This window comes from Ruegeria sp. E5 (genome assembly GCF_056534105.1).
On sequence record NZ_JBQFPA010000001.1, the window covers coordinates 346,164 to 360,538 of the forward strand.

The window sequence follows — 14,375 nt, forward strand, 5'->3', positions numbered from 1 at the left end:
TTTTAATCAGCTTTGAGAGCCTCGGTGAAAGCCGGGGCTCTTTATTTTTTCCGAACTCTTGGGGGCTTGGCGGAGCGCCAGTAGGCGCCGGTGTCTTCTCGTGCCGTCTGATAGCGTTCCACGCGGTCACGCGCGGCTGATCCCCCGGCGGCAAAGAGATGACCTAGCAGGCATTCAAGCACTGCCATCGCTCCGGAGAAGCTGGAAAAGTGATGTTGCGCGCGGGTACTTACAGGCAGCACGATGTCAGGGTTAACACCAGGGGCGATGACGTCGCTATCCGACAATAGCACGATGCGCATGCCGCGTTTACGCGCAAAACGCATGGATTGTATGGTGTCAGAGGAATAGGGGTGAACGGTAATAGCGAAAAGGCAGTCCGCTTCATCGGCCTCGAGCAAATCATCGATGGCTGATCCCATATGTCGCGGGATAAGCTGAAATCCTGGGTGTGCCATCCGACCCGCATAGTGGAGATAATAGGCCAAAGCATAGCTGGCCCGGGTCGCGGTTATGAAACAGCGATTAGCTGCAATCATGTACTCCGTGACCTGTTGCATCAAATCAGGATCGGCCAGTCGCAGGGAGCGGGCTACGACGTTCAGTTCGTTTTGCGCAAACCCAGCTTGCGCGGCGCTGAATTGGCCCCCCGATTTCATGCGATCCAGCCAGCCTTGACCCAGCCGATCTTCCCGGTCTGTGACAAGGGTCTGGCGAAAGGGCCGTCTGAACGACTCAAAACTGTCGAACCCCATACGTTGTGCCAACCGAACCAGAACGTTTGAACTGACACCGATTTTCTCGGCGGTAAGCCGAACCGGGTCGAGCCCGAAATCGCCAGGGTGGTCGATGATGTATTTCGCTGCGGCTTGCATTTGCTGAGGCAGGGTGTCGATTTCGTGCCGAAGCTGCTCGGTCAGTTGGGATGAGGTGTGTTGCATTTGGTAAGAAAAAACAAATGTTATGAAGATTGCAAATTGAAAACGTGAGCGAGGTGTCTAATTCGGGATCGTAAAAAACAGGTGACGGAATGTCTGGGACTGGTTTGAGGATGACGAGAAGGCCATATGTGTTGGTGGCTCCGAACGGGGCGCGACGAGGGCATGGAGATCATCCTGCCCTGCCGATCAAGACTGATGAAATCGTCAAGGTCGCGAAAACGTGCCATAGGGCAGGTGCGCAAGGTCTGCATCTGCATATTCGCGATCAGTCAGGTAACCATTCACTAGATGCGGGTTTGTATCGCGAAACCATTGCTGAACTGCGTGCTGCGGCCCCTGACATGGACATCCAGATTACGACAGAAGCTGCTGGCGTTTTCGGCGTTCAAGCACAACTTGCTTGTTTGCAAAATGTGCGCCCGGACTGGGCTTCGATTTCGGTGCGCGAGATTGCACGGTCGCCCGAACTTGCGCCAAAGGTCTACGCACTATGCGCGGAACAAGGGACTCGTGTTCAGCATATCCTCTATGATGTCGCTGACGTTGAGTTACTGACCCATTGGCAGGCTGAAGGGGTGGTAAAATCGGATCAGGTCGACCGTCTGCTTGTCCTTGGTCGCTATTCCACGGCGCAGGAATCGAGTCCGAATGATCTGGATGTGTTTCCGCACAGCGCTGATCCATGGATGGTCTGTGCCTTTGGAGGGCAGGAGCATGCGTGCCTGCAAAAGGCCGCGCAGCTGGGTGGCGATGTGCGCGTTGGTTTTGAGAACAGCCTTGCCGGTCCGGATGGCCAGGCTTGGGCAGACAATGCCGCATCCGTCGCGGCGCTGATTGATCTTCTGAAAAGGACGTCGACATGAGTCACGTATTTCCACGCCATACAAAGTCGGAACTGCCTGAGGCCGCTGGTGGTGACGGCTGTTATCTCATCGACTCAACCGGCCGTCGCTATCTGGATTGTGGTGATGCTGCCGTTTCATGCCTCGGCCATTCCAACGCCGCTGTGGTCAAAGCGGTGCAGGATCAGGTGGCGCAGATTGCGTTTGCGCATACGGGCTTTATGACCTCGGCACCGGCCGAGGCACTGGCCGATCTGCTGATTAAACACGCCCCCGGCGAACTGGACCGGGTCTATTTTGTCTCGGGCGGGTCAGAGGCGACCGAGGCTGCTATCAAACTGGCGCGGCAGTATTATCTGGAAACCGGTCAGCCAGAACGCCGCCATGTGATCGCGCGTCGGCAAAGCTATCACGGCAACACTTTGGGGGCACTTTCGGCGGGTGGCAATGAATGGCGGCGGGCGCAGTTTGCACCGATGCTGATCGAGATGACTCATATCGCTCCTTGCTATGAGTACGCCGAAAAGCCTGAGGATGAGAGCAGTTTTGAATATGGTCAGCGCGTTGCGAATGAGCTGGAGGCAGAAATCCTGCGCCTTGGGCCTGAAACGGTCATGGCTTTCATGGCAGAGCCGGTGGTTGGTGCGACGCTTGGGGCTGTTCCGGCAGTCGAGGGGTACTACAAGCGAATCCGTGAAATTTGCGATCAACACGGCGTTCTTCTGATCCTCGACGAAGTAATGTGCGGCATGGGTCGTACCGGGCATTTGTTTGCCTGTGATCATGACGATGTCGCGCCGGATATTCTTTGTATCGCCAAAGGGTTGGGTGCAGGGTATCAGCCTATCGGAGCGATGCTGTGTTCGGGTCGAATCTATGATGCGATCCGGGATGGATCGGGTTTCTTCCAGCATGGCCACACCTATATCGGTCATCCGGTTGCGACTGCGGCTGCGCTTGCCGTTATACAGGAACTTACCTCTCGTGATCTGCCGGCGCGGGCAGGTGTAATGGGGGATAAGCTGCAGAGCATGCTGGAAAACAAGTTCGGTCAGCACCCGAATGTCGGGGATATTCGCGGTCGCGGCTTGTTCCGAGGGATTGAGCTGGTCGAGGATCGAGATATGAAAACCCCGTTTGATCCGTCGCGTGGCGTGGCGGGCAAAATCAAGAAGGCCGCCATGGCCGAGGGATTGATCTGTTACCCGATGTCAGGCACGCGTGACGGACGCAACGGAGATCATATCCTCCTAGCACCGCCCTTTGTCATCGAAGATGACCAACTGGTCGAGCTTGTAGACAAGCTGGATCGGGCGATATCCTCGGTGATCTGATTTAGGCGAGAAGCCAGAAAACAAAGAAGCCCCTCCGATTTCGGAGGGGCTTTTGTCATTCTACAAAAAGAAAACCTACTTCTGTGGCAGCGGGCCAATCATCATGATCATCTGACGGCCTTCCATCTTGGGCATGTTCTCGATCTTGCCCAGATCCTTGACGTCTTCGGCCACACGTTCCAGCAGCTCACGCCCCAGGTTCTGGTGCGCCATCTCGCGGCCCCGGAAACGCAGGGTGACTTTGACCTTGTCGCCGTTCTCAAGAAACTTGAACACGTTGCGCATCTTGACGTCATAGTCATGCGTGTCGGTGTTGGGCCGGAACTTGACCTCTTTCACCTCAATGATCTTTTGCTTCTTGCGGGCTTCGCTTTCGCGTTTCTGCTGTTCGTACTTGAACTTGCCGAAATCCATGATTTTGCAGACCGGCGGGTTCGCGTTGGGCGAAATCTCAACCAGATCGAGGCCGACATCGGCGGCCATCTGCATGGCCTTTGCGGGATGAACCACCCCGACATTTTCACCTTCGGCGCCAATCAGGCGAATTTCGGGAGCACGGATCTTGTCATTGACGCGCGGGCCGGTATCTCGCTGTGGCGGCGCGTTGTGAGGTCTGCGGGCTATGGGTTCATTCCTTTGATGATTGCAGAATTTCGAGCCCGGAATTTAGACCGGGCTGAGAGGTGTTTCAAGCGGCATAAATTGCAAGCCGCATGAATTTTCCATGAATTTCGTGAGTTTTTGCCGGTTTAGGGTGTCGATAACTCCACCGGCAAACCCCATTAGCCCACAAATGCCTTTTCAATCACGAATTCCTTGGGTTCGGAATTGGCGCCTTCTCGCAGGCCGAACTCTTCCAGAATTGCTTTGATGTCATGGTTGAAGGCAAGGCTGCCACAAACCATCGCGCGATCAGTGTCTGGCTTGATACCACCTTCGATGCCCAGATCGGCAAATACGGTGCCGTCTTTTAACAGCTCGGTTATACGGCCCATCTTTGGGCTTTCTTCCCGCGTGGTGGTGGGATAATAGCGGATCTTGTCGGCGAAACCGTCACCAATCAGTTCGGCCAGCAACTCGTCCTGTTTGACGCCCTCGATCAACTCGCGACCGTAATCCAGTTCAGCTACGTCGCGGCAGGTATGGGTGATGATAACCTCGTCATAATCCTCATAGGTCTGCGGTTCACGCAGCAGCGACGCGAAGGGCGCAAAGCCTGTGCCGGTTGCGAAGAACCAGATGCGCTTGCCGGGCAGCAATGCGTCATGCACCAGCGTGCCGACGGGTTTGGGCCGAAGAATGATCTGATCACCAGGCTGGATGTGCTGCAGTTTTGAGGTCAGCGGGCCATCCTGCACTTTGATCGAGTAGAATTCCAGTTCCTCATCCCATGAAGGCGAGGCGATGGAATATGCGCGCAACAGCGGTTTGCCATTATCGCCCAGTAGGCCGATCATAACGAACTCACCCGAGCGAAAGCGCAAGGAAGCCGGGCGCGACACCTTGAAAGAGAACAGGCGGTCGGTCCAATGTTTGACTTCGGTCACAGTCTGGGCGTCGGGCAGGACGGGGGCCTTAACGGCGGTTGCTTCACTCACGGATTTCATCTCTGTCATCATTTCACTGCCGGTCTGCTAAACCGGTATCTCCGTTTAATCTTTGATCCAAGTCAGGAAAAGGGGCAGATTGCCCCTTTCGTATCACAGGTTGGCGATGGCGGGTCAGCCGCGCAGGCGGGCCTGGTAGTTGTTGTCCTGCCAATTGGCCCGGGCCAGCCACTGATCTTCGGGCTGCCGGTTCGCCAAGGTGTCATCAATTTCGACTTCGTCAAAGCCGCTACGACGCGCCATGGCGTATTGGTCTGCAAGAACATGGCCTTTTGCCCGCAGGTGACCTGTATAACCTTTCAGACGCAGAACACGCGCGATGGTGAAACCGCGCCCATCCGCTGAGGATGGAAAGTCCACGCGCACCATTTGGGCGCTGCCCAGCCGGTCAAACAGTTCATCGGGGTCAGTGTCCGAGGCGATATCCAGCGCAACCACGTCATTCGCTGCATCGTCCAGCGTGACATAGCCATCGGTCCAATCATCGGGGGCAAAGCCCTCGTCGTTTACGATTACGTTCATGTTTTCTCTCCGATGCGCACCATTTTTCCATCAACGAAATGGATGCCGCATTCTTCCTTGTTCTGATCGCGCCAGCGCCCGGCGCGGGGGTCTTCGCCTTCTTTGACCGGCGAGGTGCAGGGCGCACAGCCGATCGAGGGGTATCCTTTGGCCACCAGCGGATGCCGGGGCAGGTTGTTTTCGTCCATATAGGCGCGCACATCCTCGGGTGCCCAATGGGCCAGCGGGTTGACCTTGATCCGGCCGGTTCCGTCCTCGACCTCGAAAAAGTCCAGCGCGGCACGGGTGCCGGACTGAAACCGTTTGCGCCCGGTGATCCAGCCACAATACCCAGTCAGAGCTTTCTGCAGCGGGAAGGTCTTGCGCAGGTTGCAGCAAGCATCGGTGTCACGCAGACGTAACGCGCCATAAGGATCGTCGCGCTGAACATCTTCATCCTCGGCGCGGATGATCTGCACATTGCGCAGGCCCAGACGCTCGCTGACCTCCTGCTGGTATTCCAGCGTTTCGGCAAACAGCATCTGGGTGTCCACGAACAGCACTGGGGTCATCTTGTCGACCACTGCAGCCATATGCAGCAACACCACCGATTCCGCGCCAAAGCTGGAGACCAGAGCAAGCTCCTCGATCTCGTCCAAAGCGCCATGCATCACATCATGGGCACTGTGGTGGCGGAAGCGGGCGTTCAGCGCCTCGACCTTTTCGGTCAGTTCGGCGCGGTCAGCCCCCAGTTCCGTTTGGATCAGGTCAAGCGGCATTGGCCTGTGCCTCGGGGTAGAGCGCCGCTTTGAACGGTGCCATGCCAACGCGGCGATAGGTCTGCAAGAAGGTCTCTTCGGCGCTGTCGCGCTGCTCCAGATATGTGTCGACGATGCGCTCTACCGCCGGAACGATCTCGTCATAGGCGAAGCCCGGGCCAGTACGATCACCGATGGCGGCGGATTCGGTACCGTCACCACCCAGAGTGATCTGGTAGTTTTCGACGCCAGCGCGGTCTAGGCCAAGAATGCCGATGTGACCCACATGGTGGTGACCACAGGCGTTGATGCAGCCTGAAATCTTGATCTTCAGGTGACCGATATCATGCTCCAGCTTCAAGTCTTCGAACCGGGTCGCGATTTCCTGCGCCACGGGAATCGAACGTGCCGTCGCCAGTGCGCAGTAATCCATACCGGGACAGGCGATAATGTCGCTGATCAAGCCGATGTTGGCGGTCGCCAACTCGTGTTCTTTCAGCGTTGCGTGGATCGCGGGCAGGTCGGATTTGTGGACATGGGGCAGGATTACGTTCTGCTCATGGCTGATACGCAGTTCGTCATAGGCGAACTCTTCGGCCAGATCGGCCATCACGCGCATCTGCTCGGCAGTCGCATCGCCCGGCGTCTGGCCGTGCTTCTTGATCGAGATCGTGACGATCGCGTGGTCCGCGTTCTTGTGCGGCGCGATGTTGGTGTCGACCCACGAACGGAAGACCGGATCGTTGGTATAGGCACTCTCGAACGAGGCAACCGAACCATCACGGAAGGCTGGAGGCGCAAAGTGGCCTTTGATTTTGTCCAGCAGGTTCATATCCGCGCCTTTGAATTGCGGGCGAACCTTCAAAAAGCGTTCGTTCACTTTGGCACGGATGGCGTCGATACCATGCTCGTGCACGGTGATCTTGATACGTGCCTTGTACTTGTTGTCGCGACGGCCGATCTGGTTCCACACGGAAACGGTGGCCTCAAGATAGGCCAGCAGGTCCTCAAAGGCGACGAATTCCGATAGCTCTTTGCCGATCATGGGCGTACGGCCCAGACCACCGCCAACGATGACGCGGGCACCCAGAACGCCATCACGCTCGACCAGTTGCAGGCCGATGTCATGCGCCTTGATCACGGCGCGGTCATTCTCGCTGCCGGTGATGGCGATCTTGAATTTGCGCGGCATGAACTGGAATTCAGGATGGTCGGTCGACCACTGGCGCAGCAGTTCGGCATAGGGGCGCGGATCAGCGACCTCATCCGCGGCGGCACCGGCGAAATGATCAGCGGTCACGTTGCGGATGGTGTTACCCGAGGTCTGGATGGCGTGCATGCCAACCTCGGCCAGTGCGTCCAGCATATCCGGCACGTCGTTCAGCTTCGGCCAGTTGTACTGAATGTTCTGACGGGTGGTAAAATGGCCGTAACCTTTGTCCCATTTCTCGGCCAGCAAAGCGAGCTGACGCATCTGAGCACTGGACAGCGTGCCATATGGAATAGCGACCCGCAGCATATAAGCGTGCAATTGCAGATACAGACCATTCATCAGGCGCAGTGGCTTGAATTCGTCTTCAGTCAGCGAACCGTCAATGCGACGCTCAACCTGCGCACGGAACTGCGCGTTGCGTTCTGCCAAAAAAGCTGTGTCGAACTCGGAGTAGCGATACATGTTTAGCTGTCCTTAGTTGCAGCCCCGGACCAGGGGCCTTGAAGGGGAGAGAGAATGGCCTGAGATCAGGCCCGAGGCTGCGGGGAGGTTTCCTGTTTGCCGTGGGCATAGTTGGACGGACCAGTCCGGCGGAAATCCTCCCGAAAGTGGGTGGGTTCGGGGCCGTTTTCTCCGGCCACCGCGTCGGCAAGATAGGCGCCGACGATCTTGTTGGCCTGACGCGCGGCATCCAGCAGACGAACCTGCGCGTGAGCTTCGTCCGTGATCAGTTCGGCATCGGACAACTCGCGCGACCACCGGTCATCTTCGGTCTGGTAAATCACATCACCTTCCAACAAGTCGTTGGCGGTGACGACTTTGGGGGTAAAAGCGCGGGCCATCAGGCAAGCTCCTTATTGAAAACCGAGACTACGTGCGGGTATTGCGCAACTCGGGCGACGCCGGGTTTGTGAATGCGCATATTTGTTTGTTTGACCTGCATCGGATCATCTCGTGACTGATTTGACTTGAGTGCCAATATAGGAAATATTCCCGTCAAATCGCCATATGCGCGAAGAAATAAGAACAAACGTTCTATATGCGGTGAGTGAAAGAAGGTTTGTTCTGAATTGGAAGGGAAATTGGAATGTCGGTGCGAATAGACGACACGGATCGGAAAATTCTAGCCGAGCTGCAACGGGATGCCAGCCAGTCGCTTGACGAAATCGCAGCCCGTGTAGGGAGCTCCAAGACGCCGGTTTGGAATCGCATTCGCAAGCTGAAGGGGGCAGGAGTCATTGGCCAGCAGACCGTATTGCTGGATGCCGAAGCGTTGGGCTTTGAGGCCACATTCTTTGTGCTGATCCGTACGTCGGAACATGAAGCGGAGTGGCAGCAGAAGTTCCTGAAAGCGTTGCGCGATCGTCCAGAGGTTCAGGAAGCGCACCGTTTGGCGGGAGACATTGATTACATTCTGAAAGTGCGCGTCAAGAACGCGCGTGCGTATGATGCGTTTTATCAGGCGTTGATTTCAGAGGTGCGAGTGCACAACGTAACAGCCTTGCTTTCGATGGAAGAGATCAAATCGACCACCATGCTACCACTGAAGTCTGTCGGATAGGATGAAGCGTGAATGGGGGCGCCGCCCCCGCCGCCCGAAGGCGACTCCCCCGAGATATTTATGGCCAGATGAAGCACGGATCCGGGTTTCTTGACAGGATATTAAGTCAGACCGTTACCATGAGTTTGGTCAGCCCGTGGAAATGGTAGCTGTCCGAATACTGCGGCTCTGCCGTCAGCTTTAGCTTTGGGCATTGCTGGAACAGGATGGGCAGGGCGATCCGCATCTCAAGTCGGGCCAGCGGAGCGCCCACACAGAAGTGAAGGCCACCACCAAAGCTAGTATTGGCGCTTACATCTCGCATCGGGTCGAATGTATCGGATTGGGACCAAGCAGCAGGGTCGCGATTGGCTGCGCCCAGAAGCAAGGCAACTTCGTCACCACGCGCAAAGCGGTGACCGAAGAGTTCAATATCTTCATAGGCATAGCGTCTGAACATGTGCAGTGGTGGATCGAAACGCAGGATTTCCTCGACTGCGCCGTCGATGGTGCCGGGCGTCAGGACATACTGCTGTGTACCCGTCGTCAACATAGTCTTCACGCCATTGCCGATGGCGTGCACGGTGGCTTCGTGACCAGCGTTCAGCAACAAAATGCAGGTCGTGATCAGTTCGTCGCGCGAGAGTTTTTCACCATCTTCCTCTGCCGCGATCAACCGGGTGATCAGATCGTCACGTGGGTCAGTGCGGCGTTTTTCGATGTATTCTTCGAGATAGGTGGTAAAGGCTTGTGTGGCACGGACGGCTTCGTCTTCGGTCTGGCGCGTCCGGTTTGCCTGATACATGGCCACCATGGCGTGCGACCACTGCAACAGTTGCGGTGCCATGTCTTCCGGCACACCAAGCAGACGGCAGATCGTGATCACGGGGACCTGGGTGCAATAGGCCTCCAGCAGATCGAAGGGGCCAGCGGGGAACTGCTTGATCAAATCGTGGCACAACTGTTCAGTGGACCCCTCAAGCGCCGTGATCGCGCGAGAGGTAAACGCCCGCAGTACCAGAGAACGCAATCGAGTATGACGCGGGGGTTCAAGCTCTAACATCGAATGGGATTCGACTTCTAGCCAGGGTGCAAGATGGTCTGGGCCGGGTTTTGCAAGTTCCGCCGGGATTTCACGCCCGAAGCGCCGATCGCGCAGCAGAATTTGCACCGCTTTGTGCGAGACAGCCGCGACAAGGCCGTAGTCTTTCCAGTAGAACAGATCGCCCGACTGACGTGCGCTGTCATAAAAGGGGTATGGGTTTTGCACGAATGCCGGGTCGGTCGGGGATTGGGTCAGCGTCTTCATGCGGTGCAGACTTGCCATGGCGGCTGCTGAATGCAAGACCCTAGATATGCAACGTTTTTGGATCATAGCCGGTTTCTTATGCGCGGTCGGATTGCTGTCAGCGGCGGTCTGGACTTATGGCTATCGTCAGGCCCTGTCGCAACTGAGCGAGAAGGCCGAGGCCGATTTAGAACTGGCCGCCGACCGTCTGAGCACTCAAATGCAGGTCTATCAGGAAGTGGCCGCCTTGATGGCGGACCATCCTGCTTTGCAGGAGCTAGAAACATCAGAACAGCAACGGGCCGCCCGAAAGGTGCTGCTGGATGTGGCAGACAAAACCGCTGCCGTTAACGTTATGTACCTGAATCCGGAGGGTCAGGTTCTGGTCGCGGCCCAACCGGTGACGCAGCGCGATATGTCCGCACATCCGGCCTTCGAGCGCGCCATGCAGGGGGCCCTGGGCAGCGCACATGGGGTCGAAGACGCAAGCAGTGACCGCATTTATTCATACGCGGCCCCATCATTCGGGGATTTGGGCCAAATAGAAGGCGCGTTGATGGTTCTGGCCGATGTGCAGGATGTGGAACAAACATGGCGCGGCAGTACCGATGCGGTGTTTTTCGTTGATACGGATGGGGTTGTCTTTATCTCGAACCGATCGGATCTGCTACTATGGCGCCGCGGGCAAGGGCAGCAAGGGCTGATGTCACCAGAAGGTGAGAATGTCGATTTCGCCTCAACCCGGATTGCGGGATATGAAGTGTGGAAGCTCAATTGGGGTCGCTATCTGCCCCGTCGCGCCCTGCATCTGACGCTCGATCTTCCGGTGATTGCGATGACCGCAGAGATGCTGGTTGATGTCGCCCCGGCGCGCCGGTTGGCGGGGTTGCAGGCGGCGGCGGTTGCGGCGATCTGTTTCGCCTTTGGTGCTTTGTTGTTTCTGGCCTCGGAACGCCGTCGGACACTTGCAGAGGCAAATACCGTGCTGGAAAGCCGGGTCGCGCAACGTACGCGCGCTTTGACGGCGGCTAATAGCGCTTTGCGTCACGAAGTTGCCGAGAGGCAGGAGGCGGAAGCCGCGCTCAAACAAGCGCAGGCCGATTTGGTTCAGGCTGGTAAGTTGAGCGCTTTGGGCAAGATGTCGGCAGGCATCAGTCATGAATTGAACCAGCCTTTGATGGCGATTCAGCAGTTTGCCGACAACGGATCTGCTTTTCTTGAGCGCGGCAAGGGCCAGAGAGCTGGCGAAAATCTGGGCCGCATTTCCGATATGGCCGCACGCATGGCGCGGATCATCAAGAACCTGCGGGCCTTTGCGAGAAATGAAAGCGAACCAATGGGGCGCGTTGATCTGGTTCAGGTTCTGAACACTGCCACAGAATTGACCGAGGCGCGCCTGCGCGATGAGAACGTCGCGTTGGAGTGGGTGCCGCCAAAGACTGCGGTCTATGCTTGGGGTGGAGAGGTGCGTCTGGTGCAGGTGTTTGTCAACCTAATCAATAATGCAGCGGATGCGATGGTCGATCGACCGACGCGCAGAATATTGGTCACTCTGTCAGGGGGAAAGCCTATTCGCGTGTCGGTGCGGGATACCGGACCCGGCATCGAGGACCCCGACCGCGTGTTTGAGCCGTTCTACACCACAAAAACGGTTGGGACGTCCGAAGGGATGGGTCTGGGGCTGTCGATATCCTACGGTCTGGTTCAGAGCTTCGGGGGGGATATTCGCGGTGCCAACACGGACGAGGGTGCTGAATTCACGGTTGAACTGGAACCCTTTGAAGAAGATGAGGCAGCATGATCCGCAAAGTGCTTTTGGTCGATGATGATGCCGCCGTACGTGAGGCCTTGGCGCAAACCCTCGAATTGGCCGAGTATGAACCGGTCACCGCGGGATCTTTCGTGGCCGCAAAGGATCATATTCATCGTGACTTCGGCGGTGTGATCATCTCGGATATTCGCATGCCGGGGCGGGATGGGTTTCATCTGCTCGCATACGCGCGCGAGGTTGATCCTGAGCTTCCGGTGGTATTGCTGACAGGTGAAGGCGATATCCCGATGGCGGTACAGGCCATGGGGCAGGGAGCATTTGATTTTCTGGAAAAGCCCTGTGCAGCAGCGGACTTATTGGCGGTACTCGAGCGAGCCTTCGCAGCGCGCGCAGAAATTCTGCAGGAACGCGAGCAACGGCGCGAACTTGAGCGTGGCGATCCCGCAGCACGCATGCTGTTTGGGTTGTCAGATCAAGCCGAGGCCTTGCGTGAGCGAGTGCGGAGCGTAGCGCCAACACGGGCCGAGGTACTGGTTACCGGGCCAGCGGGTAGCGGAGTTTCAAAGGTCGCTGAAGTTGTCCATCTGATGTCTCCGGTTGGACAGGGGCCATTTGTCAAACGCCCTGCCTCAGGCCTGAACCCGGATGATTTGTTGCGTGTCTGTAAGGATGCGGCAGGCGGATCGCTGTATCTGGATGAGATCTCGGCGATGTCGGATGCCACGCAATACGCCGCGCTGGAACTGATCGAACAAGGGACGGAAGCCAGAATCATCGCAGGGGCAACGGCCGATTTGTCGGACCTTACTGCACAGGGAAGGTTCAATGCCGATCTGTTCTATAGGTTGGATGTCATGCGGGTGCGAATCCCGGCCCTGTCAGAACGGCCCGAGGATATCCCCGTCATCTTTCGCCGCTATGTGGCGCAGGCCGCTGAGCAGGCCGGGATTGCGGAACCTGAAGTGACACCCGAGCATCTGGCCTCGCTGATGGCGCAGGATTGGCCGGGCAATGCCCGATCGTTGATGTCGGCGGCAATGCGGTTTGTGTTGGGGATGCCGGATGAGGTTGCACAGGCCGCTGATCTGGGGTTGAGCGAGCAATTGGCGCGTGTTGAGAGGTCTTTGCTGATTGCAGCCCTTGGGCGCCACAATGGCAAGGCTGCGGATGCCGCCAAGGCACTGAAGCTGCCGCGCAAAACTTTTTATGACAAGCTGACCCGCTACCACATTAGGCCAGAAGACTATCGTCGTTAGCAAAACACTTCCGCTAGGGCGAACTGCGGTTGCGCTGTGGCTTAAGCGAGCGATTCGCTCGCATCGATTCGGATATTGTGCGGAAATTCGCACAAGGTGCTGACTGCCTGTGCGAAAAATCGCACAGCGTAGTTCTGCCGAAACACCAGATTTATAACGGACATCATTTAACCGTAAGAAATTATTTGGAAAAAACAGATTTCAGCAACATCTAAACAAAATGTTGAGAGTGAGGAGCCGATTCGGTTCACTCCGCAACATACGGCGCTGATTGGGCGCTCGATGGAAGTTTTAGGGAAGTCTGGGAGGATAAGACTGATGAAATTCCTGACAACGGCAGCAACCGCAATCGCACTGTCCGTGACAGCGACCGCTGGTGTAGCAGCTTGCGATGATGGCGAGATCGTCGTGAAGTTTGCGCATGTGACCAATACGGACAAACACCCCAAGGGCATCGCCGCTTCGCTGCTTGAGCAGCGCGTCAATGACGAGATGAACGGCGTGATGTGCATGGAGGTTTATCCGAACTCCACTCTTTACAACGATGACAAGGTTCTTGAAGCGATGCTGCAGGGCGACGTGCAGTTGGCCGCGCCCTCGCTGTCGAAGTTTGAGAAATTTACAAAGCAATTCCGCCTGTTCGATCTGCCGTTCATGTTCAAGAACATCGATGCTGTGGATGCGTTCCAAGCCTCGGCTGATGGTCAGGCGATGAAAGACAGCATGCAGCGCCGCGGCCTTCAGGGGCTGGCATTCTGGCACAATGGCATGAAACAGATGTCTGCGAACAAGCCGTTGGAAGATCCTTCGGATGCGAACGGCCTGAAGTTCCGCGTTCAGTCTTCGGACGTATTGGTTGCCCAGATGGAAGCAATTGGTGGCAGCCCTCAGAAGATGGCGTTCTCGGAAGTGTACGGTGCTCTGCAACAGGGCGTTGTTGACGGGCAGGAAAACACCTGGTCGAACATCTACGGCAAGAAGTTCTTCGAGGTGCAGGACGGCATCACAGAAACGAACCACGGTATCATCGATTATCTGGTTGTAACCTCAGTTGACTGGCTGGACAGCCTGGAGCCTGAAGTTCGCGATCAATTCCTGACGATTCTCGCCGAAGTGACCGAGACTCGTAACAAGGAGGCCTTTTCCGTAAACGAAGCTGCCAAGGCTTCGATCACTGACGCAGGGGGCATCATCCGGGAACTGAACCCCGAGCAGCGCCAGGCCTGGGTCGATGCGATGAAGCCAGTCTGGGATAAATTTGCCAGTGACGTTGGTCAGGACAAGATCGACGCCGCACAGGCGATCAACGCCGGGTTCTGATCCC

The 14,375-nt window shown here is 56.8% G+C and carries 14 protein-coding genes; 6 read left to right on the forward strand and 8 right to left on the reverse strand.

Features of this window, described 5'->3' with window-relative positions:
• Positions 1–41: 41 nt before the first annotated feature.
• On the reverse strand, positions 42–941 hold the full coding sequence (locus ACR0BI_RS01750; RefSeq protein WP_480561564.1) for a MurR/RpiR family transcriptional regulator: 900 nt from the start codon (positions 939–941) through the stop codon (positions 42–44).
• Positions 942–1,051: 110 nt separating this feature from the next.
• On the opposite strand from ACR0BI_RS01750, the gene ACR0BI_RS01755 reads away from it, so the two are divergent.
• On the forward strand, positions 1,052–1,804 hold the full coding sequence (locus tag ACR0BI_RS01755) for a beta-keto acid cleavage family enzyme (protein WP_255612110.1): 753 nt from the start codon (positions 1,052–1,054) through the stop codon (positions 1,802–1,804).
• Positions 1,801–3,117: an aspartate aminotransferase family protein gene (locus ACR0BI_RS01760; protein ID WP_170625973.1), complete on the forward strand. Its 1,317-nt coding sequence runs from the start codon at positions 1,801–1,803 to the stop codon at positions 3,115–3,117. Before ACR0BI_RS01755 ends, ACR0BI_RS01760 begins: the two co-directional genes overlap by 4 nt.
• A gap of 75 nt (positions 3,118–3,192) precedes the next feature.
• Here ACR0BI_RS01760 and infC read toward each other — a convergent pair whose 3' ends face one another.
• The 6 genes from infC to ACR0BI_RS01790 form a co-directional block, all read right to left on the reverse strand.
• Positions 3,193–3,783 (reverse strand): translation initiation factor IF-3, encoded by a 591-nt coding sequence (infC, locus tag ACR0BI_RS01765; RefSeq protein WP_310793657.1) that lies wholly within the window; start codon positions 3,781–3,783, stop codon positions 3,193–3,195.
• Positions 3,784–3,899: 116 nt separating this feature from the next.
• Positions 3,900–4,733 carry a ferredoxin--NADP reductase gene (locus ACR0BI_RS01770; RefSeq protein WP_170595767.1) on the reverse strand — a complete coding sequence of 278 codons (834 nt, stop codon included), beginning with the start codon at positions 4,731–4,733 and terminating at the stop codon, positions 3,900–3,902.
• A 105-nt stretch (positions 4,734–4,838) separates the two neighbouring features.
• Complete coding sequence (locus ACR0BI_RS01775) at positions 4,839–5,246, reverse strand: DUF934 domain-containing protein (protein ID WP_480561563.1); 408 nt, start codon at positions 5,244–5,246, stop codon at positions 4,839–4,841.
• Entirely contained in the window at positions 5,243–6,004 is a 762-nt protein-coding gene (locus tag ACR0BI_RS01780) for a phosphoadenylyl-sulfate reductase (RefSeq protein ID WP_170510600.1), read from the reverse strand. The genes ACR0BI_RS01775 and ACR0BI_RS01780 overlap by 4 nt, the downstream gene beginning before the upstream one ends.
• Entirely contained in the window at positions 5,994–7,658 is a 1,665-nt protein-coding gene (locus tag ACR0BI_RS01785; RefSeq protein WP_480561561.1) for a nitrite/sulfite reductase, read from the reverse strand. Before ACR0BI_RS01785 ends, ACR0BI_RS01780 begins: the two co-directional genes overlap by 11 nt.
• Positions 7,659–7,723: 65 nt before the next feature.
• Positions 7,724–8,038: a DUF2849 domain-containing protein gene (locus tag ACR0BI_RS01790; protein WP_170393224.1), complete on the reverse strand. Its 315-nt coding sequence runs from the start codon at positions 8,036–8,038 to the stop codon at positions 7,724–7,726.
• A 245-nt stretch (positions 8,039–8,283) separates the two neighbouring features.
• Here ACR0BI_RS01790 and ACR0BI_RS01795 point away from each other — a divergent pair, with 245 nt between their 5' ends.
• Positions 8,284–8,757, forward strand: coding sequence for an Lrp/AsnC family transcriptional regulator (locus ACR0BI_RS01795; protein ID WP_010439761.1), 474 nt, complete (start codon positions 8,284–8,286; stop codon positions 8,755–8,757).
• Between the two features lie 106 nt (positions 8,758–8,863).
• On the opposite strand, the gene ACR0BI_RS01800 is transcribed toward ACR0BI_RS01795, so the two are convergent.
• Positions 8,864–10,045: a cytochrome P450 gene (locus ACR0BI_RS01800; RefSeq protein WP_170563490.1), complete on the reverse strand. Its 1,182-nt coding sequence runs from the start codon at positions 10,043–10,045 to the stop codon at positions 8,864–8,866.
• Between the two features lie 46 nt (positions 10,046–10,091).
• Here ACR0BI_RS01800 and ACR0BI_RS01805 point away from each other — a divergent pair, with 46 nt between their 5' ends.
• The 3 genes from ACR0BI_RS01805 (at position 10,092) to ACR0BI_RS01815 (ending at position 14,371) form a co-directional block, all read left to right on the forward strand.
• Complete coding sequence (locus ACR0BI_RS01805; RefSeq protein ID WP_170595762.1) at positions 10,092–11,825, forward strand: ATP-binding protein; 1,734 nt, start codon at positions 10,092–10,094, stop codon at positions 11,823–11,825.
• Positions 11,822–13,051 carry a sigma-54-dependent transcriptional regulator gene (locus tag ACR0BI_RS01810; protein ID WP_170393221.1) on the forward strand — a complete coding sequence of 410 codons (1,230 nt, stop codon included), beginning with the start codon at positions 11,822–11,824 and terminating at the stop codon, positions 13,049–13,051. The genes ACR0BI_RS01805 and ACR0BI_RS01810 overlap by 4 nt, the downstream gene beginning before the upstream one ends.
• 318 nt (positions 13,052–13,369) lie before the next feature.
• Positions 13,370–14,371: a DctP family TRAP transporter solute-binding subunit gene (locus ACR0BI_RS01815; protein ID WP_304621967.1), complete on the forward strand. Its 1,002-nt coding sequence runs from the start codon at positions 13,370–13,372 to the stop codon at positions 14,369–14,371.
• The last annotated feature ends 4 nt before the right edge of the window (positions 14,372–14,375 follow it).